Source organism: Pseudomonas sp. KCJK9111 (assembly GCF_046231935.1).
In the GTDB taxonomy this organism is placed as follows: Bacteria; Pseudomonadota; Gammaproteobacteria; order Pseudomonadales; family Pseudomonadaceae; genus Aquipseudomonas; species Aquipseudomonas parafulva_B.
Map to the genome: position 1 here is coordinate 37,589 of NZ_JBJJMO010000011.1, position 25,362 is coordinate 62,950.

Below are 25,362 nucleotides of genomic sequence, written 5' to 3' on the forward strand. Positions count from 1 at the left end.
GGGGCGGCAACCCGCAGTTGTTCAGATTTTATCCAAATCCATCTTTATCCGGTCATCCAGAGCGGGTATCATGCCAACCCTTTTTCGAACCTCAAGATTCGGCCCCACAACAGGGAACACCTATGTCGGCGGTACGCATCGGCCCTTATACACTGCGCAATAACCTGATCCTCGCACCCATGGCTGGGGTCACGGACCAGCCGTTCCGAACACTTTGCCAGCGCATGGGCGCAGGCATGGTGGTGTCGGAAATGGTCTCCAGCGACCTGTCCCTGTGGAACAGCCGCAAGTCGAGCCTGCGCCGCATCCACGAAGGCGATCCCGAGCCCCGCTCGGTCCAGATCGCCGGGGGCGATGCACAGATGATGGCGGCAGCTGCACAGGCCAATGTCGCCGCGGGCGCCCAGATCATCGATATCAACATGGGCTGCCCGGCAAAAAAAGTCTGCAACAAGGCGGCAGGCTCTGCTTTATTGAGAGATGAAGCCTTGGTCAGCGAAATTCTGCATGCCGTGGTGGGCGCCGTGGACGTTCCGGTGACGCTGAAAATCCGCACCGGCTGGGACCGGGCCAACAAGAATGGCCTGAACGTGGCGAAGATCGCCGAACAGGCTGGCATCCAGGCGCTTGCGGTGCATGGCCGCACACGCGCCGACCTGTACACCGGTGAAGCCGAATACGACACCATCGCCGCTATCAAGCAAGCGGTGTCCATCCCGGTCTTCGCCAACGGCGACATCACCTCGCCGGAAAAGGCCAAGGCAGTGCTCGACGCCACGGGCGTGGATGGCCTGCTGATCGGCCGGGCCGCTCAAGGGCGGCCCTGGATCTTTCGCGAGATCGAGCATTACCTGCGCACTGGCGAGCAGTTGCCAGCGCCGCAGCTGGACGAGGTGGAACGCATCCTGCTAGAGCACCTGGCCGCCCTGCACGCCTTCTACGGCGATGTCATGGGCGTGCGAATCGCCCGCAAGCACGTGGGCTGGTACCTGGCGACACGACCCGGCGGCAAGGAGTTTCGCTCCCGGTTCAACGCTTTGGAAGACACACAAGCGCAGTGCGCCAACGTTCGCGCGTTTTTCAGTGAACGTCGACAGAGCCTTGAGACAGAGGACGGACAAGGGGTGGCCGCATGACGATGATGACCGAAACATTTGTGAGTGGAACAACGCCCGTGAGCGACAACGCCAACCTGAAACAGCACCTGAACACGCCAAGCGAAGAGGGCCAGACCCTTCGCGACAGCGTCGAGAAGGCGCTGCACAACTACTTCGCCCACCTCGAAGGCGCGACCGTCACGGACGTGTACAACCTGGTGCTCTCCGAAGTCGAGGCGCCGCTGCTTGAAAGCGTGATGAGCTATGTGAAGGGCAACCAGACCAAAGCCAGCGAGATGCTCGGGTTGAACCGAGGCACGCTGCGCAAGAAGCTCAAGCAATACGACTTGCTGTAAGCCAGAATCCCGATCGAAAAAGGCGCCTGTCTCAACACAGACGCCTTTTTTGCTGACTCCACCGCGTTATTGGAACCCGAAATGACCGACCAGACTACCCGCCTGCCAGTCCGCCGCGCCCTGATCAGCGTCTCCGACAAGACCGGTATCCTCGAATTTGCCCGTGAGCTGCAACTGCTCGGGGTCGAGATACTGTCCACCGGCGGCACCTACAAGCTGCTCAAGGACAACGGTGTCAACGCGGTGGAAGTGGCCGACTACACCGGCTTCGCCGAAATGATGGATGGCCGGGTCAAGACCCTGCACCCGATGATCCATGGCGGCATCCTCGGTCGTCGCGGTACCGACGACGCGATCATGAACGAGCACGGGATCAAGCCCATCGACCTGGTGGCGGTCAACCTGTACCCCTTCGAAGCCACCATCTCCAAGCCTGGCTGCGACCTGCCGACCGCCATCGAGAACATCGACATCGGCGGCCCGACCATGGTCCGCTCGGCTGCCAAGAACCACAAGGACGTGGCCATCGTGGTCAACGCCAGTGACTACGCCAGCATCGTCGAGGGCCTGAAGGCCGGCGGTCTGACCTACGCCCAGCGCTTCGACCTCATGCTCAAGGCCTTCGAGCACACCGCCGCCTACGACGGCATGATCGCCAACTACATGGGCACCGTGGACCAGGGCAGGGAAACCCTGAGCACCGAGGCACGCGGCGATTTCCCGCGCACCTTCAACACCCAGTTCGTCAAGGCCCAGGAAATGCGCTACGGCGAGAACCCGCACCAGCGCGCGGCGTTCTACGTGGAAGCCAAGAAAGGCGAAGCCAGCATTTCCACTGCCGTGCAGCTGCAAGGCAAAGAGCTGTCCTTCAACAACGTGGCCGACACCGACGCTGCGCTCGAGTGCGTCAAGAGCTTCGTCAAGCCGGCCTGCGTCATCGTCAAGCATGCCAACCCGTGTGGCGTGGCCGTGGTGCCTGAAGACGAAGGCGGTATCCGCAAAGCCTATGATCTGGCCTACGCCACCGACACCGAATCGGCCTTCGGCGGCATCATTGCCTTCAACCGCGAGCTGGACGGCGAAACCGCCAAAGCCATCGTCGAGCGCCAGTTCGTTGAGGTGATCATCGCACCGACGATCTCCCAGGCTGCGCGCGAGGTGGTTGCAGCCAAGCAGAACGTGCGCCTGCTCGAATGCGGCGAGTGGCCAGCGGAGCGGGCTGCCGGCTGGGACTTCAAGCGAGTCAACGGCGGGCTGCTGGTCCAGAGCCGTGACATCGGCATGATCACCGCCGATGACCTGAAGATCGTCACCCAGCGTGCACCCACCGAGCAAGAGATCCACGATTTGGTGTTCGCCTGGAAAGTGGCCAAGTTCGTCAAATCCAATGCCATCGTCTATGCCAAGCAGCGCCAGACCATCGGTGTGGGCGCGGGCCAGATGAGCCGCGTCAACTCCGCCCGTATCGCCGCCATCAAGGCCGAACATGCCGGCTTGCAGGTGCAGGGTGCCGTCATGGCCTCGGACGCGTTCTTCCCGTTCCGCGATGGCATCGACAATGCGGCCAAGGTCGGCATCAGCGCGGTCATTCAGCCCGGCGGCTCGATGCGTGACGCCGAGGTGATCGCTGCCGCTGACGAAGCCGGCATCGCCATGGTGTTCACTGGCATGCGCCACTTCCGCCACTGATTCAGGGCAATCGGCCGCACCCAGGCAGGCAACTGCTGCGGTGCGACCTGGCACAGCGAGAGGCACAGCCTTTTGCTCGACAGATCTAGAGGTTTTGACATGAAAGTTTTGATCATCGGCAGCGGCGGCCGTGAGCACGCCCTGGCCTGGAAAGTCGCCCAGGACCCACGCGTCGAAAAAGTCTTCGTGGCTCCAGGCAACGCTGGCACCGCCATCGAGGCCAAGTGCGAGAACGTCGCCATCGACGTTTGCGCCCTGGAGCAACTGGCTGACTTTGCCGAGAAGAACGTCGACCTGACCATCGTCGGCCCGGAAGCGCCACTGGTCATCGGTGTGGTCGACCTGTTCCGCAGCCGTGGCCTGGACTGCTTCGGCCCGACCCAGGGCGCTGCCCAACTGGAAGGTTCCAAGGCGTTCACCAAGGACTTCCTGGCCCGCCACAAGATCCCTACGGCCGACTACCAGAACTTCACCGAGATCGAACCGGCCCTGGCGTACCTGCAGGAAAAAGGCGCGCCGATCGTGATCAAGGCCGATGGCCTGGCCGCTGGCAAAGGCGTCATCGTCGCCATGACCTTGGCAGAAGCCGAAGCCGCCGTGCGAGACATGCTCGCGGGCAATGCCTTTGGTGAAGCGGGTTCGCGCGTGGTCATCGAGGAATTTCTCGATGGCGAGGAAGCCAGCTTCATCGTCATGGTCGACGGCCACAACGTGCTGCCCATGGCCACCAGCCAGGACCACAAGCGCGTCGGCAACCAGGACAGCGGCCCGAACACGGGCGGCATGGGTGCCTACTCCCCTGCCCCTGTAGTCACTGACCAGGTGCACCAGCGGGTCATGGATCAGGTGATCTGGCCGACCGTGCGCGGCATGGCTGAAGAAGGCAATGTCTACACCGGTTTCCTGTATGCAGGCCTGATGATCGACAAGGCGGGCAACCCCAAGGTCATCGAATTCAACTGCCGCTTCGGCGACCCGGAAACCCAGCCGATCATGCTGCGCCTGGAGTCGAGCCTGGTGCTGCTCATCGAAGCAGCTTTTGCCAAGGCCCTGGACAAGGTCGAGGCGCAGTGGGACCCACGCCCTAGCCTGGGTGTGGTGCTGGCCGCAGGCGGCTACCCTGGTGACTACGCCAAGGGCGCAGCTATTTCAGGCCTGGAGGCGGCCGCAAAAATCGAAGGCAAGGTATTCCATGCGGGCACTGCCTTGAAGGACGGTGACGTGGTTACCGCTGGGGGGCGCGTGCTGTGCGCCACGGCCATGGGTGAGACCGTCGAATCCGCTCAGCAGCAAGCGTATCGCCTGGCCGAGCAGATCACCTGGGACGGCAGCTTCTACCGGACCGACATCGGCTACCGGGCCATTGCCCGGGAACGTGGCGAGCAATAACCGCTTTATCGCTGCACTGTCGAGGCGCCCGGACCTGTGCAGCCGGGCGCACGGCAACCGGCTCGTTGGCGTGCCCGCGGGCCTTGCCTTCAACTCCAAACGCCGCGCATAGTTAGCACCCCGCACATGGGCCAAGAAGGGATTTCGTAGTGCGCCGGCTCCGGATTGCCTCAGCGTTGATCGTCAGCTTGCTGACCCTGATCTGCATGTTCCCCGCGATGGCGGAGCATGACAGTGGCTGGGCCCTGCTGCTCGACGAACAAGGCAACCTGCAACTGAGCGACGTGCGCTCGGACCGTTATCGCAACCAGTTCAGCCCGCTGGAGCTGGCAGAACTCGATGCGGCGCCCCCCGACCAGGCCCTGTGGCTGCATTACCGACTAGAGCCCGGTGAGCAGGAACAACTGCTGCGCGTCTTCGCGCCTGATCTTTCTGGTCTGGACCTATACGCCCTGCAGGGCGACAAGCTGATACGCCACCTGCATCACGGCCGCCAAACCGGCAGTGCCAACCCCACATTGCGCGGCAGCGACCACGTGCTGCCGTTGCCCAACAGCAAGCAAAGCCTGGATATCTACCTGCGCCTGGTATCGGAACACCAGCTGCGCCCGGCCATCAGCCTTGAGCCCGCTGCGCGCGCCGCCGCCAATCAGACCCAGCCGTTGCTGTTCGGCACGCTGTTCGGTGGCCTGGTGATGCTGATCCTGCATAACCTGATTCGCTTCATCTACAGCCGCTCGAGCACTGCCCTGATCCTGGCGTTCTACCATGGCTTGATGTTGCTCAGCGGCCTGATCCTGCTGAACCTCAGCGGCCCATGGTGGCATGTGTGGTACAGCGCCCAGACGCCAGCGGCGTACCTTACGCTAGTCCTGGCGGGGCTGGCAGGGCTGTACTTCACCCAGCACTTCTTCGCACCGCGCAACTCGCCGCGCCTTAACCGGCTGTTGAACGGCGAGATGCTGCTGGTGGGCGTGAGCGGGATCGTGCTGCTGTTCATCGACACCTTGCCGCTCAATCTCATGACCTATGCCTTGATGGCACTGGGCAGTGTCACCATGCTGGTGGTCAGCAGCTACCATTGGTCCCGCGGTTACGCACCCGCCCGTTTGTTCGGTCTGGCGATGATCATCTTCAATGTTGGCGGGCTGGTGCTGCTGCCTGCCCTGCTTGGACTTACACGCACCCCCACGCCATGGTTGCTGTGCATTCTGTTGGGGCTGGCAGTGGTGAGCGGGCTGCTATTGAACCTGGCGGTCAGCGACCGGCTGCGACGCATCAATGAGGAGCGCTTCAGTGTCAGCCGCGCCTTGGCAGCCAGTGACGCCGAAATCAACGCCAAGGCCGAATTTCTGGCCAAGATCAGCCACGAAATACGTACCCCCATGAACGGCGTGCTGGGCATGACCGAACTGCTGCTGGGCACGCCGTTGTCCGTCAAACAGCGCGATTACGTTCAGACCATTCACAGCGCGGGCAACGAGCTGCTCACGTTGATCAACGAGATACTCGATATCTCCAAGCTCGAATCCCGTCAGATCGAACTCGACGATGTCCAGTTCGACCTCAACGCGCTAATCGAAGACTGCTTGAACATCTTTCGGGCCAAGGCCGAGCAGCAGAACATCGAGCTGATCAGCTTCACCCAGCCCCAGGTGCCCCGTGTGGTCAGCGGCGATCCCACCCGCTTGCGCCAGGCGCTGTCGAGCCTGATGGAAAACGCGCTGAAAAACACCGACCAGGGGGAAATTCTGCTTGTCGTTGCAATGGACCAGCGCGGCGAGGTGCCCCGCTTGCGCATCGCGGTGCAGGACAGCGGCGACCCCTTGCCGGCAGCCGATCGCGAGGCGCTGCTGCAGGCGGAACTGCACAGCAGGCACTTCCTGTCCAGCAATCGGCTGGGCGGCCACCTGGGGCTGGTAATCGCCAAGCAGCTGATTGGCCTGATGCATGGGGAGTTTGGCATCAAGAGCAGCACCGGCACCGGCAATACCTTGTGGCTGACCTTGCCCCTGGACCCAGCCTGCCTCGAGCAACCTCCGGCCGACCTGGACGGGCCGCTACGTGACGCGCGGGTACTGGTGGTGGACGACAACGACACGTGCCGCAAGGTACTGGTCCAACAGTGCAGCGCCTGGGGCATGAATGTCAGCGCAGTGCCTTCAGGCAAGGAAGCCCTGGCTCTGCTGCGTACCAAGGCTCACCTTCGTGATTACTTCGACGCGGTGCTCCTGGACCAGAACATGCCCGGCATGACCGGCATGCAACTGGCCGCCAAGATCAAGGAAGACCCCAGCCTCAATCACGACATCCTGGTGGTCATGCTGACCGGTATCAGCAACGCGCCCAGCAAGATCATCGCCCGTAATGCCGGGATCAAGCGGATACTGGCCAAACCGGTCGCTGGCTACACGCTCAAGACCACGCTGGCCGAAGAACTGGCTCAACGCGGCCGCGAGCAGGCGCTGCCGGCTGCTGCACCAGGCCAGCCCCAGGCCCTCGACCTGCCCCCAGATTTCAGCGTACTGGTCGCAGAGGACAACACCATTTCGACCAAGGTCATCCGCGGCATGCTCGGCAAGCTCAGCCTGCAGCCCGACACTGCCTCAAACGGCGAAGAAGCCCTTGAAGCGATGAAAGCCAAGCGCTATGACCTGGTGCTCATGGATTGCGAAATGCCGGTTCTGGATGGTTTCTCGGCAACCAGGCGCCTGCGCGAATGGGAAGCCGCCAACCAGCGCGTGCGCACACCCGTCGTTGCACTGACCGCGCATATCCTCGCCGAGCACAAGGACCGCGCCAAGCAAGCCGGCATGGACGGCCATATGGCCAAGCCCGTCGAATTGTCCCAACTGCGAGAGTTGATCCAACACTGGGCCAGCCAACAGCCGGCCAATGCTGATCAGGGCATGGGCCCTGACGGCAGTTAGCCGCGCAACTAGAGCACCAGATCCCTGATGACGCGCTCGGCCGTTCGCGCAACGCTGGCCTCTGCCCTGCGCCGATAATCCTCACGAAACCCTCGCAGATTGAAGTGGATCACTTCCAGGCGCAGGTCTCTCACACTGACCCCGTTGCTTGCGCCCATGAACAGGAAGTCGCTGGTGCTTTTCTTCATCGAAATATCCATGTGCAGCAGCACCATGTCGATAAAACCATTCGACTGCTGAGCACAGGGCAACAACTGCACGCGCGCCTGAGTGCCCACGGTCGAATGTGCGCTGAACAGTCTCAGCGCCTTGTCATCTCGACGTAGGGCCTCTAGCGCCTGGTTGGCCGCTTCGGCCAGGCGTGGAGAGCTCGCCTGGCTGATGTGCTCGACTGCCTGCGCAGCCAGGCTGCCGCGGTCAGGCCCCGGCCGCCGCCCTGCTGGCGCCAGCTTGCCATCGAAGCCAAGGGCAGCGAAGTTGCGCCAGTAATTCCTGAACCAGTCAGGTTCAAGACCGTCTTGCAAATCCCCCCATGCCACCTGCTGCGCAAAGGCGTTGGCCAACAATATGTCGGAGCGTGCTTGCGGGCATACGCCTGGCAGAAAAACCAGCACGCTGCTGTGGACCAGCTGGCCAGCGATAGATGATGCGTCGGTGTTAGTCATGGTTCGGCTCCTGCGCGCTGATTTCGCTGCGATGATGGGCCAGCTTGCCCTGAAGTTTTTTTGCCAGCCCTGGCCCGATGAGGTTCATGCGCCTGGAATCGATCAAGTACTGCCCCTGGAACTGCCAGCACGCCTGCACCGCCTGAGGGTCGAACGGTTGCCAGAGCCAGTCAGGATCGAGAGGCTCTCGACTTCCCAGGTTCAATTGAGTGCTGATGATGGAATACTCAGGCAGCGCCAGCCGAACCTCGGCATGCGCATAGTTCAGGCCAGTGTCGCCATGGTGTTCGCCAACATCACAGCGCTCCCCCATCCGGTTATCACGTGTTTCACTGCTCGCGCAGGCTGCCAGACACTGCGCGACAGCTTCGCGAAGGCGGTGAGGCGTAGCCTGGAGAAGACTGTCGCAAAGCAGGTCCCAAGGCCTGAAAGCCGCAACCGGCACCATGGGTATCGTTTGCGACCGCAGCGTGGCAAGCGTGCAGCCGAAACTGCTCTGCACACGTATGTATTCCTTGAGCCAGCTGTCACCATCAGCCCCTGAGTCACCGCCATTGCACGCGGCTAGGTAGGCCGCCAGCTGGATATTGAGCATGTCGTGCCTGCAAGACTCGCTGATGGTCTTGTCGACGAGCACCAGACTGTTGCCATTGCGCCACACGCTGTAGTTATTTGACATTGATGCACCCTCCAGGCTCACCGAAGCCAAGGCCCCGGTGAGTCACACCGACAGGTTAGATTTCGAGGGCCAGCAACACTTCCAGGGCGTTGTCGTCAAGCTTGGTTTCAACCACGGCGCGTACTTTCTCGTACTGGCGCTGGTCGAGGTTCAGAACGGCACCGCAGGCGTAGTTGGTGGTGCCGCTACTCTCCCATTTGGCCAACATGTAGTTGGCTTTCTTGTCAGGCTTGGCATCGGTCTGGACTGCGCTCACCATCATGGCAACCTGGCCAGCACCGGTCTGCTCACACTTGTTCAGGCTCAGGCTGTTGCGGTCATCCTCCACGGACTTGCGATCCAGCAATTCGACATTCTTGGTGCTGGCAGCCAGTGCGGAAACGACCGTCTTGCCCAACCCTTCCAGCGCCGATGCTACGTCGCCCGTAAAGGTGCCATAGGCAGCTTGCAGCCCTTTACCAATCAGGTTACTGATTTCCAGGTGCCTGTCGCTCTGGGTAATACGCTGAACATCAACGCGCGTGGGTGTCCAACCCATCTTCGACATTAGGAACACGTACTGGTTGAACCAGGCCTGGGTTTGCTGGATCGGGTGGTGCTGCCTGTTGGCGCCCTGGGTAGCAAGGGAGTGGCAGGCCTTGGCCGCGTTGCGGTTGGCCTCGCTCATGGTGTCGGGGAACACGAACAGGTTCATGTCAGGCAGGACTTGCAGTTCAAGGTTTTCTTTGTTGGTGGTCATGTCTAAGGCTCCAGTTGGGTCCGGTCGAAACCAGGTAGTTTCGGCCTTGAACCTAACCGCTCGACGCTGCTCATCCTGCCTCGAAACGCTTCCCCCTCGAATCGAACTGCCGTGCTTCAGGGCTTGGCGCCATACCACCGCGGCGTGTAGACCCACTGCCCGCCATCTGGGCGGTCGAAGGTGCACGTGGTCGATGAGCCCACCAGCACCATGGTGCGCATATCGACCATTTCTGGCACCAGTTGGGCCAAAGAGACGACGCGCAAAGCCTGCCCCGGCCTACCAATGTCACGGCCAAGGACTACAGGTGTATCAGCACCACGGTGCCGGCGCACGACGTCCAGCGCGGTCCCCAGTTGGTGAGGACGTGCTTTGGAAATCGGGTTGTAGAAGGCCAGCACCAGATCGGCCTGGGCAGCGAGGTCCAGCCGTTTTTCGATGATCGACCAGGGTTTGAGATTGTCCGACAGCGACATGACACAGAAATCATGCCCCAGCGGCGCGCCAGCCTGTGCAGCCGTTGCCAGCGAGGCCGATACGCCAGGCAGTATTTCTAGATCGACAGCGTGCCAGCCAGCGTCCGTGGACTCGTGCAACGCCTCAAGGACCGCAGCGGCCATGGCGAATACACCTGGGTCGCCCGATGACACCACCACCACCGAACGACCCCGCGCGGCCAGTTCGAATGCGTGGCGGGCGCGCTGCATCTCCTCACGGTTGTCGGTGCAGTGCAGCACCTGATCGTCCCGGAATGGCCCTGCCATTCGTACGTAGGTTTCGTAGCCGAGCACATCCTCGGCCCGTGCCAGCTCAGCCTTGACCGCTGGCACCATCAACTCCGCTGCACCGGGTCCCAGACCGATGACGGCCAGCCGTCCACGGCGACGGCCAACCTGAGTCACCTCGATGGGCGCAGGTGCCACGGCGATGACCACCTCACCCTGGCACTGCAACCGCGCCTCGGGCAGTGCAGCGCCCACCATGCCAGCCACATCGTCGGGCCTTGCCGCAAAGCGCAATTCGACACCCAGCGCCTGCGCAGCGGCATGCAACCGGGTGTCCGCCATGGCCCGCTCATCGGCCAGCACGCAGGCCAGCGATGCCTGCGCGATACCGGCCTGCTGCAGCGCGTCACGAATCGTCAGCAGATCGCCGCTGGCGAGACCGACCACGACGGAGCGGGGATGGATCAACAGCTCGTCTCGGCTGGCGGGGCGCGCCAAATGGCCTACATGGATGGTGCGCTGCGCGGCATCACTGGCAGGCAACTGAGCCTGCGCCAGCCACGGTGCTTGACCCTCGATGCGAACCGACTCTCCAGCCAGCAGGTCGGACACGAAACGCTTGCCTTGTTCCAGATCCGCCAAGGCGTAACCCTGGGGCGGATTGAGCAGGCACGTACCAAAGCGCAACTCGCCGCTGGTGGTGATGGCCGCTGAAACACCCAGCGCAGCGGCGATGTCGCGTGCCATCTGGTTGACGCCACTGAGGCCACCGAGCAGGGGCACCACGGCGCTGCCGTCTTCTGCCACGGCAAGCACAGGCGGCTCGCTGCCTTTCTCGCCCAACAGGCTGGCCAGGCTGCGGATCACGATCCCCGCGGCGCACAAGGCGATGATCGGCGTACCACGCTGGTAAAGGCTGCGCAGCAGATCGCCAAAAGTGCTGTAATCCTGGTCTGCCCCCTGGACGCGCCCTTGCAGGCCGTAAATGGTGGCTTGGGCGTAGATCCGCTGAAGGCAACGGGCGGTGGTCAGACTGCCTTGCCCCAGGATGACGATGGCCGGTGCCACCTGCGTGTTCAGCCCTGCCATTTTTCCCCCGGCACGATGATCAGCGAAAAGTAAGGCGAGGACTGCGGGTCGACCTGGTCCAGCGGTACGATTTTCTGGTTGGCCATGGTGGCGCGTTCCACATACAGCGCACGCTCGTGCAGGCCCAGCTCACCGAGCACCTGCCGCACCTTGGGAAAATTGCGCCCCAGTTTCATGATGACGGCCGCATCGGCGTCGGCCAGGCGGCGCTTGAGATCTTCGGCCGGCAAGACGCCAGAGAGCACCGAAAGGCTCTGGTTGCGATAGACCAGCGGTGCACCCAGCACCGAGGCCCCGCCGAGCATGGAGCACACGCCAGGAATCACCTGCGCTTCATAGCGCTGGGCCAGGCGGTCGTGCAGGTACATGTAGGAGCCATAGAAGAACGGGTCACCCTCGCAGATCACCGCCACGTCACGCCCTGCGTCCAGGTGTTCGGCCACCTGGACGCTGGCTTCGTCGTAGAAGTCGCTGATCACCTGCTCGTAGGACAGGGGCGCGGGCAAGGCTTCGGTAGTCACCGGATAGACCAGCGGTAGTAGCGTCTGCTCGGGTTGCAGGTGCGCTTCGATGATGCCGAATGCGTTACCGCGCTTGCCCTTGGCGACAAAGTAGCCGACCACCGGCGACTCGCGCAGCAGGCGCAGGGCCTTGAGCGTGATCAGTTCAGGGTCGCCCGGCCCTACGCCAAGGCCGATCAGGCGTCCGCGCGGGGCCATCATTCCACCTCCGTGGCCAGGGCGTTCACGGCCGCGGCGGCCATGGCGCTACCGCCCAGCCGCCCCTGCATGATCACAAAGGGCACGCCACGGCTGTCAGCCGCCAGCATGGCCTTGGATTCGGCAGCGCCAACGAAGCCGACGGGGAACCCCAGGATGAGCGCTGGGCGCGGCGCACCGGCATCGAGCATTTCCAGCAGGTAGAACAACGCCGTCGGCGCGTTGCCGATCACCACTACGCTGCCTTCCAGGTGGGGGCGCCACAGCTCCAGGGCAACGGCGGAGCGGGTATTGCCAGCGGCCTTGGCCAGGTCCGGTACGCTCGGGTCGCGCAAGGTGCAGATGACCGGGTTGTTCGCTGGCAGTCGTGCCCGGGTGATGCCTTCGGCGACCATGTGCGCATCGCACAGGATCGGCGCGCCACGCAGCAGGGCCTGACGGCCGGCCTGGCCGGCGCCCTCGGAGAATTGCAGGCCATCGATCGCATCGACCATGCCGCAGGCATGGATCACGCGTACCGCAAGCTTTTCAAGGTCTGCGGGAATCCGCTCAAGTCGGGCTTCCTCACGAATGATCCGGAAGGAATTGCGATAGATCTCCTGACCATCGCGGATGTAGTCAATCATCAAGGTGCTCCGTCGGCAGGTCGAGCATGGCGCCTGCTTCATTCAAGGTAATGTCAGTGGCGCGCAGGGCGCCGAACCCCGGCAGGCGGGGGTCACGCTGGTAAAGATCGTAGCGCCCGGACGCGCGGGCCAGCAGTGTGGCCGGGGCGGTGTGGGCCAGGGCACAGGACCGGGGGCAGCCAGTAAGATGCACGCTGGCAGGCGCCCCGGGCCCCAATAATGCGGCCAGTGCCACGGCGTCAGCCTTCGTCTCGCTCAAGGCCTTGGCACAGCCACTGGCGCCGGTGCAGGCGCTGATGCGTGCCAAGGGCTCGGCCGCGTGGCAGAGCAGCCCGACCGTCATCAGGCTGCGCTGCGCCTGGTCGATGGCGCCGGGCGCCAGGTTGGGCAGCACCAGGCTCTGCCAGGGGGTCAACCGCAGGCTGCTGTCGCCCTGTTCACGCGCGACACTCGCTGCCTCACGCAGCATGGCCGGGGTGAGCCGCCCCAGTGGCGGTGCCACGCCAAGCGCAACCCCACGCCGCTGAGCCAGCGCCCCAAGCCACGTCACTGGGCGAACCGGCCGGCGCCAGCCCAGCACGGCGGGGTCTTGGCGCAACGCCACGCCAAGCCCACCGATGAAATCGGCAGCCGTGCAGGTCTGCAGCACATGCCGCATGCGCGACTGGGTTGAGGTGGCCAGGTCCAGAAAACGTTCGAGCACGGCGCGTACCAAGGTCAAGCCCTGGCTGAACGGTACCGCACCCAGTACGTCACTCTCCCCAAGGCTGCCGGCCAGGCCGAATGCGAGCCAGGGCTGCTGCTCAAGCTCAAGCACCGAAAGCCACAGGTCGTGCGGGTGATCGAACATGGCCAGGCGTTCACCGGCATCGAGCTGAAGGGCGAACTTGGCCGATAACGCGTGAAAGCGTGGCGTGCCCTCGAGCAGGTCGAGGATTTGCCCCCCCAGCGGCCTGACGTCCAGCACCATCGCCGGATCAAGCCCGGCCAGTGGGCTGAGCATCAGGTTACGAACATCGTCGCCGGCTGCTTCACGCGGGCCCAGCCCAGCTGCAAGCAGCGCCGCCACCAGGCCCTGGTGATCAGGGCCGACGCCGCGGATTTGCAGGTTGCCCCGGTTGGTGGCCTCGATCACCCCCCCTGCGAAGCGCTCGGCGGCGCTGGCGACGGCCTCGGCCTGCTGGGCCAGCAACACCCCGCCCGGCAGTTTGATCCGGCAAATGCCGCCATCCAGGGCGCTGACGATACGCCACAACCCCGGACAAGCCGAGGGGCGAGGCGAACTGTAGGAAGCGTGAGGTGACATCGCTGAGGTGTCCGGCAATCCGTGAAACTGCGCTTGAGTGGAGAAGGCGCGGTATTATGCCTGCTTTGGCCGCCCGCATGAAAAGCCGGTGGTCGAGCATCTTTCGGGTAAAGGCACAATTGGGCGTGCTGCACACGCACGAACTCTAGAGGTATCAATGGCACCCTGGCTCACAGTAGTAGGCATCGGCGAAGACGGTTTCAGCGGTCTGGGCAAACAGGCTCGCCGAGCGCTGCTCAGTGGGACACGGATTTTCGGCAGCCCTCGCCAGCTGGCCCTGCTGCCGCGTTGCGTGACCGGCGAACGGCTGCACTGGCCGAGCCCTTTCTCGCTAGCGCCGGTACTGGCGCTGCGCGGCTCGCCTGTGTGCGTGCTGGCCAGTGGCGACCCGATGTTCTATGGGGTGGGCGCCAGCCTGGCGCGCCAGGTGCCTGCCGACGAAATGCAGGTGCTGTCGATGCCCTCCTCGTGCGCCCTGGCTGCTGCGCGCCTGGGGTGGGCGCTGCAGGACGTGCAGGTGGTGTCGCTGGTGGCAAGGCCCCTGGCCGCGCTCAACGCGCACCTGCATGGCGGCCTGCGCCTGCTGGTACTGAGCAACGATGGAGACAGCCCGGCGGCCATTGCCGCGTTGTTGCGCGAACGGGGTTTCGGCCCCAGCCGCCTATGGGTCTTCGAACACCTGGGGGGCGAGGCCCAGGGCCAGTTGCACGGGCAGGCATCCACGTGGCAGCACGGCCAAACGGCTGCGCTCAACCTGGTGGCCATCGAATGCGTGGCAGCGCCCGAAGCGCCTCGCCTGCACCGCCTGGCAGGCCTGCCCGATGACGCCTACCGGCACGACGGCCAACTGACCAAGCGCGATGTGCGCGCCATCACCCTGGGCCGGCTGGCCCCCGAGCCCGGGCAGCTGCTCTGGGACGTGGGCGCGGGCTGCGGCTCGATCGGCATCGAATGGATGCGTGCACACCCGGCATGCCGCGCCGTGGCCATCGAGGCCGACGAGGGCCGTCAGGGGTTGATCGAGTACAACCGTGATGCCTTGGGCGTGCCTGGCCTGCACCTGGTGCGCGGCAAGGCCCCCATGGCACTGGAAGGGTTGGAACCGCCACATGCGGTGTTCATTGGTGGCGGGGTCACCCGTCCAGGGGTACTGGCGCATTGCTGGTCCAGCCTGCGCCCAGGCGGTCGGCTGGTGGCCAACGCCGTGACGGTGCAAAGCGAACTGGCCCTGGCCCATTTCAAGGCGCAGCACGGTGGCGAACTGACGCGCATTCATGTTGCCCATGCCCAGCCCTTGGGTGCGTTCGATACCTGGCGCCAGGCGCTGCCCATCACCTTGCTCGACGTGGTCAAGCCGGCCGATGCGTGAAGAAACCCGCGAACAGGCCGCCCCGCTGCGCAGTGGCCTGACCACTGGCAGTTGCGCCACCGCGACCAGCCTGGCGGCTGCGCGTCTGCTGCTCACCGGTGCAGACAGCGACGCAGTGAGCATCACCCTGCCCAAGGGCAAGGTGGTGCAGATGCGCCTGGAGTTCTGCCGCCTGGTCGACGATTACGCCGAAGCCGGCACGCTCAAAGACGCCGGCGACGACCCGGACGTGACCCATGGTGCACTGCTGTTCAGCCAGGTACGCCTGCGTGCCCAGGCCGGTGTGCACTTCGTCGCAGGCACAGGCGTGGGCACTGTGACCCGGCCTGGGCTGGTCCTGGCCGTGGGCGAGCCGGCCATCAACCCGGTGCCACGGCGTATGATCACGGACCACCTGCAGGACCTGGCCGTCGAATGCGGCTACACCGGCGGGTTCGAGGTCACCCTCAACGTGCGGGACGGTGAAGCCCTGGCGCTCAAGACCATGAACCCACGCCTGGGCATCCTCGGCGGCCTGTCGATCCTGGGCACCAGCGGTATCGTGCGCCCCTTCTCCTGCGCAGCCTACATTGCCTCCATTCATCAAGGTATCGACGTGGCGCACACCAACGGCTACACCCACATCGCCGCGTGCACCGGCAACGCCAGCGAGGACACCATGCGCCGTGTCTACGGGCTGCCGGAAATCGCCCTGATCGAGATGGGCGACTTCGTTGGGGCGGTGCTCAAGCACCTGCGCAAGGTGCCGGTGCCCCGCCTGACCCTGTGCGGGGGCTTCGGCAAGATCAGCAAGCTGGCCGCCGGGCACATGGACTTGCACAGCCGTCATTCGAGCATCGACCTGCCGCAATTGGCGGGCTGGGCAGCAGCAGGCGGGGCCGATCCGGCGCTTCAGGCGGCCATCGTGGCCGCCAACACCAGCCAGCAGGCCCTGGCGTTGGCCCACAGCGCCGGTGTCCAGTTGGGCGATGCCGTGTGCCAGCATGCCCTGGCCTTCGCCCGCAGCGTCGTGCCTGCACAGGTGAGCGTCGAGGTGGTCGCCATCGACCGCCAGGGCGGCATCGTCGGTCGAGCGGGCCAGCCATGAGGGCGCGCATTCTGCTGCTCGGCGGCATTACCGAGGCGCTGGCCATCGCACGCCTGCTGGGCCCGGACCACATCTACAGCCTGGCCGGCATCGGCCGGGTGCCCGACGACCTGCAGTGCCAGGTACGCGTGGGCGGCTTCGGGGGGGCCGCTGGGCTGGCCCAGTACCTGCGTGAAAACGGCATCACGCTGCTGGTCGATGCCACCCATCCCTACGCCGCCCGTATCAGCGCCAACGCGGCCAGCGCCGCGCAGCGTGTCGGGATCCCTTGCTGGGCCCTGCACCGTCCGGCCTGGCAGGCACAGGCGGGGGATGACTGGCGCGAAGTCGAAGACTGGCCGGCGCTGATGCAGGGCATTGGGCCCTATGCCCGACCGCTGTTCACCCTGGGCCGGGAACCCCTGCAGCACCTGGACGCCATCCCGGATGGCCAGTTCTGGACATTGCGCGCCCTGCAGGCCTGTCCTGGCAATGCGCGCTGCGAGGTGATCGGTGCCCGCGGGCCTTTCGACCTGGACCAGGAGCGTGCGCTGTTCACCGACCGGCGCATCGACGTTCTGATCAGCAAGAACAGCGGCAGCGCCGCCACCGAACCCAAGCTGGAAGTAGCCCGCGAGCTAGGCCTGCCGGTGTTCATTCTCAAGCGACCGACATTGCCGATTGCCGATCGGACGTTCCATGCCCTGCCGGAACTGGTGGCGGCTTTGTTCGCTATGTGACGAAAGCCCCCTTGCATAGCGCCTAGGGGGTTGAGCTCCTACACCCCTTTGGGCATTTTCCGAGCGCCTGCAAGTGGCCATGTGTCGCAGTCCTGCCTTAAACTCGGGCGCCCCACTCGGAAGACGTGCCTGATATGGAACTGCAATGGTGGATCTGGTTGGTGTTCGGCATCGCGCTGATGTTGCTCGAACTGGTCTTGCCCACGTTCTTCATCCTCTGGTTCGGTATCGGTGCCGTGCTGGTGGCCTTGGCCTCCCTGGCGCTTCCAGGCCTGGAGCTGGACATGCAAGGGTTGCTCTGGGTCGTGCTCTCATCGCTGACTACCCTGCTGTGGTTCAAGGTGTTTCGCCGTAAGCAGCCGGATGAGCGCTGGACCGCCGCCAGCGTGATCGGCGAGGTCGGCTTGCTGACCACAGGTGTGTCCGAATTCCAGAAAGGCCGGGTGCGCTTCCAGAAGCCCGTACTGGGCAATGAGGAGTGGACCTGCATTGCCGATACCACCATCCCGGCCGGCGAGCGGGTACGCCTGATCGCCGTCGAAGGAAATACCGCCCGCGTCATCCGGGCCTGAATCCGTAAAAAAGGAATTTGCCATCATGACCAGCCTCATCGTCGTCGGCGCCATCGCTCTGTTCGTCCTGATCACCGTGTTCAAGGGGGTACGCATCGTCCCCCAGGGTGAGGAATGGATCGTCGAGCGCCTGGGCCGCTACCACACCACCCTCAAGCCTGGCCTCAACGTCGTCATCCCCTACATGGACGTGGTTGCCTATCGCCTGCCGACCAAGGACATCATCCTCGATGTGCAGGAACAGGAAATCATCACCCGCGACAACGCCGTCATCGTCGCCAACGCCCTGTGCTTTGCCAAGGTCGTTGACCCGCAGAAGGCGTCTTATGGCGTGCAGGACTACGCCTTTGCCGTCACCAGCCTGACCATGACGTCCCTGCGCGCCATCGTCGGCGCCATGGACCTGGACGAAGCCCTTTCCAGCCGCGAGCAAATCAAGGCGCGCCTGCGCGAGGCCATGTCCGAGCAGACCGAGGACTGGGGCGTGACCGTGCGCTCGGTGGAAATCCAGGACATCAAGCCGTCCCAGAACATGCAACTGGCCATGGAACGCCAGGCGGCCGCCGAGCGGGAGCGCAAGGCCGACGTCACCCGTGCCGAAGGCGCCAAGCAGGCGGCAGTACTCGAAGCCGAAGCGCGCCTGCAGGCCGCCCGGCTGGATGCCGAGGCGCAGATCAGCCTGGCCGAAGCCTCGGCGCGGGCCATCTCGCTGGTCAAGGACGCGGTCGGCAACGAAACCGTCCCGGCCATGTACCTGCTCGGTGAGCGTTACGTCGGGGCCATGGAAAACCTGGCGAGCAGCAATAACGCCAAGGTGGTGGTACTGCCGGCCGACCTGCAGGAAACCGTACGCGGCCTGATGGGCCGCAACAAGGCCTGAACCTGAACGGCTTCGCGGTGCCAGGCATCGCGAAGCCAGCGGCCAGGCACGCCACCTGCGTCACGTCACCGCACCCCGCCAAATTTGCTTATACTCGGCCGTACAATAGTCACCACGATTCCTGACCGGATCTCTCCATGCCCCCACGTCGGCACATTGCCTGGATAGCCTGCCTAGCGGTGCTGTTCAACCTGCTGGCCATGCCGTTGTCCTCTGCTGCGCCCAAAGGCCCGGCAGAGCAACTGCTATGGGGGGCGTTCTGTTCCAGCATGGCCAACAAGGCCAAGGTCGATGTGCAGGCCCTGGCCAAGATCGACCTGGGCCCGCAAAGCGATGACAGCGCCAGCACAATGCACTGCTGGTGCTGCCTGGGTGCCGCGCCGCCACTACCATTGGGCGGACAAGCGTTACAGCTGCATGCCTCGCCTGCTCGTCTTGCCGGCCCACTGTCGCTGGATGCGCCACCCACGCCTACGCCGCGCCAGCTCAGGCCCGCGCTCAACCCCCGTGCCTCCCCGCTTGCCTGAGTGTCTCACGCCGCCTGCCTGAACCTCATTCCATCGGGACATTCATCATGCTCAAGCACGCCCTTGCCGTGGCCGCCCTCCTGCTGCCCACCGCTTTCGCCCATGCTCACGAATACACCGTGGGCGACCTGCATATCGCCCATCCCTGGTCGTTGCAGCTGCCGCCCAATGCCCCCAACGTCGCCGCGTATTTCGTGGTGCACAACAATGGCAACACCGATGACCGCCTGCTGAGCGCCGAGTCCCCCATCAGCGATGACACCCAGTTGCACGAGCACGCCATGAGCGCTGCCGGTGCCATGCGCATGCAGCAAGTGCCAAACGTGGTAGTGCCCGCAGGCAAGGATCTGGTGTTTGCACCCAGCGCTTACCATGTGATGCTCATGCAGCCCAAGGATCGCAGCCTGCTGACCGATGGCCAGCGCTTCCCGCTGACCCTTCGCTTCGAGAAAGCCGGCCCCATCACCGTGCAAGTGGCTGTGCAGAAAGCACCGCCGACTGGCCAGCCGCAGGCTCATCAGCACTGACTGCCGCTGACAGGGCGTGATGCGCTCGTCGCCACACCGCCAGTCCCGTACCACCCGCCCTGATCGCAGGCGCGCCGGTGGCGGATGGCTGAGCCTGTTCGCCATGTGGATGATTTTCATCGGGCCGCTGGTTTCCCAGTCGATGCCCATGGATCACCATGGCGCCGGCATGACCATGCCGATGGACATGCCGATGCCGGCTGCTCATCAGCATGGCGACGCTCATCACGGCCCGAGCCAGGACGGCCAGCTTCATGTGATGTGGGAGAAGTGCGGCTACTGCAGCCTGCTGTTCAACTGCCCTGCATTGCCCCAGGCGCTCAGCCCCCTCAACCTGGCAGCCGCCCTGCCTCAGGTCCATCTTCAGCCTGCCACGCGCCACGGGCATGCCAGGCAGGCCGTTTTCCCCGGCGCCCGCAGCCGCGCACCGCCCGTTTCGATCAGTGTTTGACCCATTAGCGCACGAAGCCTGATCGCTTCGCGTCTTCTCACGACTGATCGACTGGAATCATTATGTCCGGCTGCACCCCTCTTTTGTCCCTGCGCGGGACCATTGCCGCCCTGTGTGGCTCGTTGCTGAGCCCTGTCGCACTGGCGGCAGACCCAGGCCACGTTGCCCATTCCTCCGCTGCACCTGAGCTCGGCCCTACGGTCATCACCGCCATCGCCCCCAGCTCGCCACTGACCGTGGTCACCCACCCCAAGGACCCTCGCCAGCCCGTGCCGGCCAGTGACGGTGCCGATTACCTGAAAACCATTCCCGGTTTTTCGGCCATTCGTGCCGGCGGCACCAACGGCGACCCGGTACTGCGCGGCATGTTCGGCTCGCGGCTGAACATCCTCACCAATGGTGGGCTGATGCTGGGCGCCTGCCCCAACCGCATGGATGCCCCAACCGCCTACATCGCCCCGGAAACCTACGACCGACTGACCGTGATCAAGGGCCCGCAGAGCGTGATCTGGGGGCCGGGCGGTTCGGCAGGCACCGTCTTGTTCGAGCGTGACCCCGAGGCATTCGGCACCCTTGGCAGCCGCGTCAATGCCAGCCTGCTCACCGGCTCCAATGGCCGCTTCGACAAGGTGCTGGACGCTGCTGTCGGCAACAGTCAGGCCTATGCCCGTTTCGTCGGCAATCAGTCGCGTGCCGATGACTACCATGACGGGGCTGGCGATTCAGTGCCGTCGCGCTGGGAAAAATGGAACGGCGATGTCGCCCTGGGCTGGACGCCCGATGCCGATACGTTGCTCGAACTCACCGCCGGCAAGGGCGATGGGGAGGCGCGCTATGCCGGTCGGGGCATGGACGGTTCGCAGTTCAAGCGTGAAAGCCTGGGCCTGCGCTTTGAAAAATCCAACCTCGGCGAGGTACTCGACAAGATCGAAGCCCAGGCCTATTACAACTATGCCGACCATGTGATGGACAACTACAGCCTGCGCACACCCTCTGGCAGCGGCATGATGGGCATGCCGATGGTCAGCAATGTCGACCGCCGCACGATGGGTGCACGCCTCAAGGCGACCTGGCGCTGGGCCGATGTGCAGCTGATCAGCGGTATCGACGCACAGACCAACGCGCATCGCCAGCGCGGCGGCATGGGCGTGGATGCGCACAAAGGCCAGGCCTGGACCAAGGATGCCGATTTTCACAACTACGGCGTGTTCGGCGAGCTGACCTGGTCGCTCAGCGGCGACGACCGGGTCATCACCGGCGCCCGCCTGGACCGCGCGTCGGCGCGGGATCTGCGCCAGGCCAGCCCGACCCGCAACGACACCCGCGCCGACACGCTGCCCAGCGGCTTCGTGCGCTACGAACACGACTTGGCAGCCCTGCCGGCAACGGCCTACATCGGCCTTGGGCACGCCCAGCGCTTCCCGGACTACTGGGAGCTGTTTTCGCCGAAAACAGCGCCCACCGGGTCGGTCAATGCCTTCGACGGCATCGAGCCCGAGAAGACGACGCAGCTCGACTTCGGTGTCCAGTACCGCAGCGAACGGCTGGAAGCCTGGGCTTCGGGTTATGTCGGGCAGATCCGCGACTACATCCTGTTCGACTACCGCACTGGCATGATGGGCATGGCGACTTCGAAGGCGCAGAACATCGACGCCCGCATCATGGGTGGCGAAGTGGGTGCGGCCTACGCGCTCAGCGATACCTGGAAGGCCGATGCCACACTGGCCTACGCCTGGGGCAAGAACAGCAGCGATGGCAAAGCACTGCCCCAGATGCCGCCCTTGGAAAGCCGCCTGGGCCTGACCTACAGCCGCGATGCATGGAGCGCAGGCGCGCTCTGGCGGCTGGTCGCAGCGCAGAACCGCATCGCCCGCAACCAGGGCAATGTGGTTGGCAAAGACTATGACGCCAGTGCAGGGTTTGGGGTGTTCTCGCTCAACGGCGCGTACAAGGTGAGCAAAAATCTGAAACTCAGTGCAGGGGTCGACAATCTGTTCGACAAGACCTACGCCGAACACCTGAACCTGGCGGGCAATGCCGGTTTCGGCTACCCGGCCAGCGATCCTCAACCGGTCAATGAGCCCGGCCGGAGCGTCTGGACCAAAGTCGATTTCAGCTTCTGACATCCACCGCGGGCGCGGCAGTGACCGCGCCCTGTGCGGGTTTACCTGGAGGTTCCCATGAGAGGAACACGCGTTTCATTCTACAACCTGGCCTGGCGTTGGCATTTCTATGCAGGGCTGTTCGTGGCCCCATTCATGATCCTGCTGGCCCTTACCGGGTTGGTATACCTGTTCAAGCCGCAGCTTGATCCATGGCTGTACCGCGACCTGATGGTGGTTGAGGCCGGCCATCATCGCCAAGGGGCCGATGTGATGCTGGCCGAAGTACGCAAGGCGCACCCCGAAGGCCATGTGGGCCAGTACCTGCCGCCGCTGAACGCGCAGCGCAGTGCGCAGTTCGTGGTGCACGAAGAGGGCCGCGAGCTGAACGTGTTCGTCGACCCGTACAGCGGCAAGATCCTCGGCGAGCAGGACGGCAAGCGCAATCTGCAGGCCATCGCCCGCGCCCTGCACGGCGAATTGATGGTGGGCACCCTGGGCGATCGCCTGGTGGAACTGGCCGCAGGCTGGGGCATCGTGCTGGTGGTTTCGGGCCTGTACCTGTGGTGGCCTCGCGGGCGCCTGGGGGCAGGCGTGCTGTGGCCGCGCCTGGCCGCCCGAGGCCGGCTGTTCTGGCGCGACCTGCATGCGGTCAGTGGGTTCTGGGGTTCGGCGCTGTTGTTGTTGATGCTGCTCAGCGGCATGACCTGGACCGGGTTCTGGGGCAAGCAATATGCCGACCTGTGGAACCGCTTTCCGATAGCGATGTGGAACGATGTGCCGAAGTCAGACCAGCAGGCGCGCGAGCTCAACCATGCTCACCGCCAGACCGTGCCCTGGGCCATGGAGAACACGCCGATGCCTCAATCTGGCGCCCATGCCGAGCATGCCGGGCATCACACAATGTCCAGCCAACCGGCCGCACCGAATGTGAGCGTGCAACAGGTCGAAGACATCGCCACTGCGCGGCAGGTGGAGCCGGGCTACAGCATCACCTGGCCAACCACGGCCGACGGCGTATTCACCGTCGCGGTATTCGCCGACGACCCACGCAACGACGCCACCCTGCATGTGGACCAGTACACCGGCAAGGTGCTGGCCGATGTGCGCTGGCAGGACTACAGCCCTGTGGCCCGCGCCACGGAACTTGGGGTCATGCTGCACGAGGGCAAGATGTTCGGCCCGCTGAACCAGATCGTCATTGCGCTGGTGTGCCTGATGATTCTGCTGGGTTCGGTCAGTGGCCTGGTGATGTGGTGGAAACGTCGGCCCGAAGGCGGCCTGGGCGTTCCCCCCTTGCGCCACGACCTGCCGCGCTGGAAGACGGCCGTGGTGGTGATGCTGGCATTGGGGCTCGTTTTCCCCTTGGTGGGGGTGTCGATGGTGCTGATGTGGGTACTCGACAACCTGATCATGCGGCGGGCAAGGGTGGCGACGCAGGCATAGCGGCCCGGTAGGCGGCTGTCGTGAAACCCCAGGCGGGCCGAAAGGCCCGCCGAGCGTTTCACGGCCCCTGCCTGTAGGTGCAGGATTATTCTCTAAAGCGCCGACGCTTGACCCCGATCATTTCTAAAGCGCCCTGTACTCACGATATCGTGTCGATCTGTCACGCCCGCACCTTTGCAGTGCGTGATAGCCTAGCCGGCTACGTCAGCCAATGCGACTGACCTCTACAAGGGAATGCAGCCTATGACGCAAACTGCGCCGACTCCACCCGACGACCAACACCTGCAACGCAACCTCACCAACCGACACATCCAGCTCATCGCCATTGGCGGTGCCATCGGCACCGGTCTGTTCATGGGCTCGGGCAAGACCATCAGCCTGGCTGGGCCTTCGATCATCTTCGTCTACATGATCATCGGCTTCATGCTGTTCTTCGTCATGCGCGCAATGGGCGAACTGCTGCTGTCGAACCTGAACTACAAGTCGTTCATCGACTTCTCCGCCGACCTGCTCGGCCCCTGGGCGGGCTACTTCACCGGCTGGACCTACTGGTTCTGCTGGGTGGTCACCGGCATCGCCGACGTGGTGGCCATTGCGGCTTATACCCAGTTCTGGTTTCCCGACCTGCCTCAGTGGATACCGGCGCTCACCTGCGTGGCCGTGCTGCTGTCGCTGAACCTGGTCACGGTCAAGCTGTTCGGCGAAATGGAGTTCTGGTTTGCCCTGATCAAGATCATTGCCATCCTGGGCCTGGTCGCCACCGGCCTGTACATGGTCATCACCGGTTTCACCTCCCCCAGCGCACGCACGGCTCAACTGGCCAACCTGTGGAATGACGGCGGCATGTTCCCCCACGGCATGATGGGCTTCTTCGCCGGGTTCCAGATCGCAGTCTTCGCTTTCGTGGGCATCGAGCTGGTCGGCACCACGGCAGCCGAAGCCAAAAACCCGGAGCGCACGCTGCCCAGGGCGATCAACTCGATCCCGATCCGCATCATCGTGTTCTATGTACTGGCACTGATCGCGATCATGGCGGTGACCCCATGGCGTGACGTGGTCCCGGGCAAGAGCCCGTTCGTTGAGCTGTTCGTACTGGCTGGCCTGCCAGCGGCGGCAAGCATCATCAATTTCGTGGTGCTGACCTCGGCGGCCTCGTCTGCCAACAGCGGGGTGTTCTCCACCAGCCGCATGCTGTTCGGCCTGGCCCAGGAAGGCGATGCGCCCAAAGCGTTCGAGAAGTTGTCCCGCCGCGCCGTGCCGGCCAACGGCCTGTACTTCTCCTGCCTGTGCCTGCTGCTCGGCGCGGTGCTGATCTACCTGGTCCCGAACGTGATCGAAGCCTTCACCTTGGTCACCACGGTGTCGGCGGTGCTGTTCATGTTCGTCTGGACGTTGATCCTGCTGTCGTACCTGAGCTACCGCAAGCACCGCGCGGCGCTGCACGAGCAGTCGATCTACAAGATGCCTGGCGGGCGTTTGATGTGCTACGTGTGCCTGGCGTTCTTCGCCGGCATCCTTGTGCTGCTGAGCTTGGAGGCCGACACCCGCTCGGCGCTGGTGGTGACGCCGATCTGGTTTGTGATCCTGGCGGTGACCTACCAGTTCGTGCGGAGCCGGCGCCAGCCGCGTACTGCCGTACGTGGGTCGTCGAGCAACTGATCAGCAAACTGTGC

At 64.1% G+C, this 25,362-nt stretch carries 23 protein-coding genes; 16 read left to right on the plus strand and 7 right to left on the minus strand.

All coding sequences use genetic code 11. From position 1 onward, the window contains the following. Positions 1-122: 122 nt before the first annotated feature. From dusB to ACK59L_RS06920, 5 genes are all read left to right on the plus strand, one after another. Positions 123-1,136 (plus strand): tRNA dihydrouridine synthase DusB, encoded by a 1,014-nt coding sequence (gene dusB, locus ACK59L_RS06900; protein WP_100850726.1) that lies wholly within the window; start codon positions 123-125, stop codon positions 1,134-1,136. Continuing rightward, positions 1,133-1,453 (plus strand): DNA-binding transcriptional regulator Fis, encoded by a 321-nt coding sequence (fis, locus tag ACK59L_RS06905; protein ID WP_023534526.1) that lies wholly within the window; start codon positions 1,133-1,135, stop codon positions 1,451-1,453. The genes dusB and fis overlap by 4 nt, the downstream gene beginning before the upstream one ends. A gap of 81 nt (positions 1,454-1,534) precedes the next feature. Beyond that, positions 1,535-3,142, plus strand: a complete 1,608-nt coding sequence (gene purH, locus ACK59L_RS06910; RefSeq protein ID WP_409272597.1) for a bifunctional phosphoribosylaminoimidazolecarboxamide formyltransferase/IMP cyclohydrolase — start codon at positions 1,535-1,537, stop codon at positions 3,140-3,142. Between the two features lie 99 nt (positions 3,143-3,241). Next, the gene (purD, locus tag ACK59L_RS06915; protein WP_058638217.1) at positions 3,242-4,531 is read left to right on the plus strand and encodes a phosphoribosylamine--glycine ligase; all 1,290 of its coding nucleotides are present in this window, start codon (positions 3,242-3,244) and stop codon (positions 4,529-4,531) included. A gap of 149 nt (positions 4,532-4,680) precedes the next feature. Next, on the plus strand, positions 4,681-7,461 hold the full coding sequence (locus ACK59L_RS06920) for a response regulator (protein WP_409272599.1): 2,781 nt from the start codon (positions 4,681-4,683) through the stop codon (positions 7,459-7,461). Between the two features lie 8 nt (positions 7,462-7,469). Here the strand turns inward: ACK59L_RS06920 and ACK59L_RS06925 are convergent, their stop codons facing one another. The 7 genes from ACK59L_RS06925 to cobG form a co-directional block, all read right to left on the minus strand. Then, a complete protein-coding gene (locus tag ACK59L_RS06925; protein WP_196136071.1) occupies positions 7,470-8,126 on the minus strand; it encodes a hypothetical protein in 657 nt (218 codons plus the stop codon). Further along, positions 8,119-8,805: a hypothetical protein gene (locus tag ACK59L_RS06930; RefSeq protein ID WP_196136070.1), complete on the minus strand. Its 687-nt coding sequence runs from the start codon at positions 8,803-8,805 to the stop codon at positions 8,119-8,121. The genes ACK59L_RS06925 and ACK59L_RS06930 overlap by 8 nt, the downstream gene beginning before the upstream one ends. Before the next feature lie 55 nt (positions 8,806-8,860). Further along, positions 8,861-9,544: a hypothetical protein gene (locus ACK59L_RS06935; RefSeq protein ID WP_409272602.1), complete on the minus strand. Its 684-nt coding sequence runs from the start codon at positions 9,542-9,544 to the stop codon at positions 8,861-8,863. 116 nt (positions 9,545-9,660) lie between these two features. Further along, entirely contained in the window at positions 9,661-11,358 is a 1,698-nt protein-coding gene (gene cobJ / locus ACK59L_RS06940) for a precorrin-3B C(17)-methyltransferase (protein ID WP_409272604.1), read from the minus strand. Then, positions 11,346-12,077 carry a precorrin-2 C(20)-methyltransferase gene (locus ACK59L_RS06945; protein ID WP_058603631.1) on the minus strand — a complete coding sequence of 244 codons (732 nt, stop codon included), beginning with the start codon at positions 12,075-12,077 and terminating at the stop codon, positions 11,346-11,348. The genes cobJ and ACK59L_RS06945 overlap by 13 nt, the downstream gene beginning before the upstream one ends. Then, on the minus strand, positions 12,077-12,703 hold the full coding sequence (locus ACK59L_RS06950; protein WP_027915280.1) for a precorrin-8X methylmutase: 627 nt from the start codon (positions 12,701-12,703) through the stop codon (positions 12,077-12,079). The genes ACK59L_RS06945 and ACK59L_RS06950 overlap by 1 nt, the downstream gene beginning before the upstream one ends. Next, positions 12,696-14,009: a precorrin-3B synthase gene (cobG, locus tag ACK59L_RS06955; protein WP_409272606.1), complete on the minus strand. Its 1,314-nt coding sequence runs from the start codon at positions 14,007-14,009 to the stop codon at positions 12,696-12,698. Before cobG ends, ACK59L_RS06950 begins: the two co-directional genes overlap by 8 nt. A gap of 157 nt (positions 14,010-14,166) precedes the next feature. Here cobG and ACK59L_RS06960 point away from each other — a divergent pair, with 157 nt between their 5' ends. The 11 genes from ACK59L_RS06960 to cycA all read left to right on the plus strand — a co-directional run bounded on the left by ACK59L_RS06960 (position 14,167) and on the right by cycA (position 25,348). After that, a complete protein-coding gene (locus ACK59L_RS06960) occupies positions 14,167-15,378 on the plus strand; it encodes a bifunctional cobalt-precorrin-7 (C(5))-methyltransferase/cobalt-precorrin-6B (C(15))-methyltransferase (protein WP_058638224.1) in 1,212 nt (403 codons plus the stop codon). Continuing rightward, complete coding sequence (locus tag ACK59L_RS06965) at positions 15,371-16,465, plus strand: cobalt-precorrin-5B (C(1))-methyltransferase (RefSeq protein WP_409272609.1); 1,095 nt, start codon at positions 15,371-15,373, stop codon at positions 16,463-16,465. The genes ACK59L_RS06960 and ACK59L_RS06965 overlap by 8 nt, the downstream gene beginning before the upstream one ends. After that, complete coding sequence (locus tag ACK59L_RS06970) at positions 16,462-17,184, plus strand: cobalt-precorrin-6A reductase (protein WP_409272611.1); 723 nt, start codon at positions 16,462-16,464, stop codon at positions 17,182-17,184. The genes ACK59L_RS06965 and ACK59L_RS06970 overlap by 4 nt, the downstream gene beginning before the upstream one ends. A gap of 134 nt (positions 17,185-17,318) precedes the next feature. Next, entirely contained in the window at positions 17,319-17,756 is a 438-nt protein-coding gene (locus ACK59L_RS06975; protein WP_196136063.1) for an NfeD family protein, read from the plus strand. 25 nt (positions 17,757-17,781) lie between these two features. Beyond that, positions 17,782-18,636, plus strand: a complete 855-nt coding sequence (locus tag ACK59L_RS06980; RefSeq protein ID WP_058638228.1) for an SPFH domain-containing protein — start codon at positions 17,782-17,784, stop codon at positions 18,634-18,636. A 137-nt stretch (positions 18,637-18,773) separates the two neighbouring features. Then, positions 18,774-19,163: a DUF2946 domain-containing protein gene (locus tag ACK59L_RS06985; protein ID WP_058603509.1), complete on the plus strand. Its 390-nt coding sequence runs from the start codon at positions 18,774-18,776 to the stop codon at positions 19,161-19,163. Positions 19,164-19,210: 47 nt separating this feature from the next. Continuing rightward, positions 19,211-19,690, plus strand: a complete 480-nt coding sequence (locus tag ACK59L_RS06990; RefSeq protein ID WP_144966957.1) for a copper chaperone PCu(A)C — start codon at positions 19,211-19,213, stop codon at positions 19,688-19,690. Positions 19,691-19,709: 19 nt separating this feature from the next. Continuing rightward, positions 19,710-20,141, plus strand: coding sequence for a DUF2946 domain-containing protein (locus ACK59L_RS06995; protein ID WP_058638229.1), 432 nt, complete (start codon positions 19,710-19,712; stop codon positions 20,139-20,141). A 62-nt stretch (positions 20,142-20,203) separates the two neighbouring features. Beyond that, positions 20,204-22,264, plus strand: coding sequence for a TonB-dependent copper receptor (locus ACK59L_RS07000; RefSeq protein WP_409272615.1), 2,061 nt, complete (start codon positions 20,204-20,206; stop codon positions 22,262-22,264). Positions 22,265-22,321: 57 nt separating this feature from the next. Then, positions 22,322-23,689, plus strand: a complete 1,368-nt coding sequence (locus tag ACK59L_RS07005; protein WP_409272617.1) for a PepSY-associated TM helix domain-containing protein — start codon at positions 22,322-22,324, stop codon at positions 23,687-23,689. Between the two features lie 243 nt (positions 23,690-23,932). Then, positions 23,933-25,348, plus strand: a complete 1,416-nt coding sequence (gene cycA / locus ACK59L_RS07010; RefSeq protein ID WP_409272619.1) for a D-serine/D-alanine/glycine transporter — start codon at positions 23,933-23,935, stop codon at positions 25,346-25,348. The last annotated feature ends 14 nt before the right edge of the window (positions 25,349-25,362 follow it).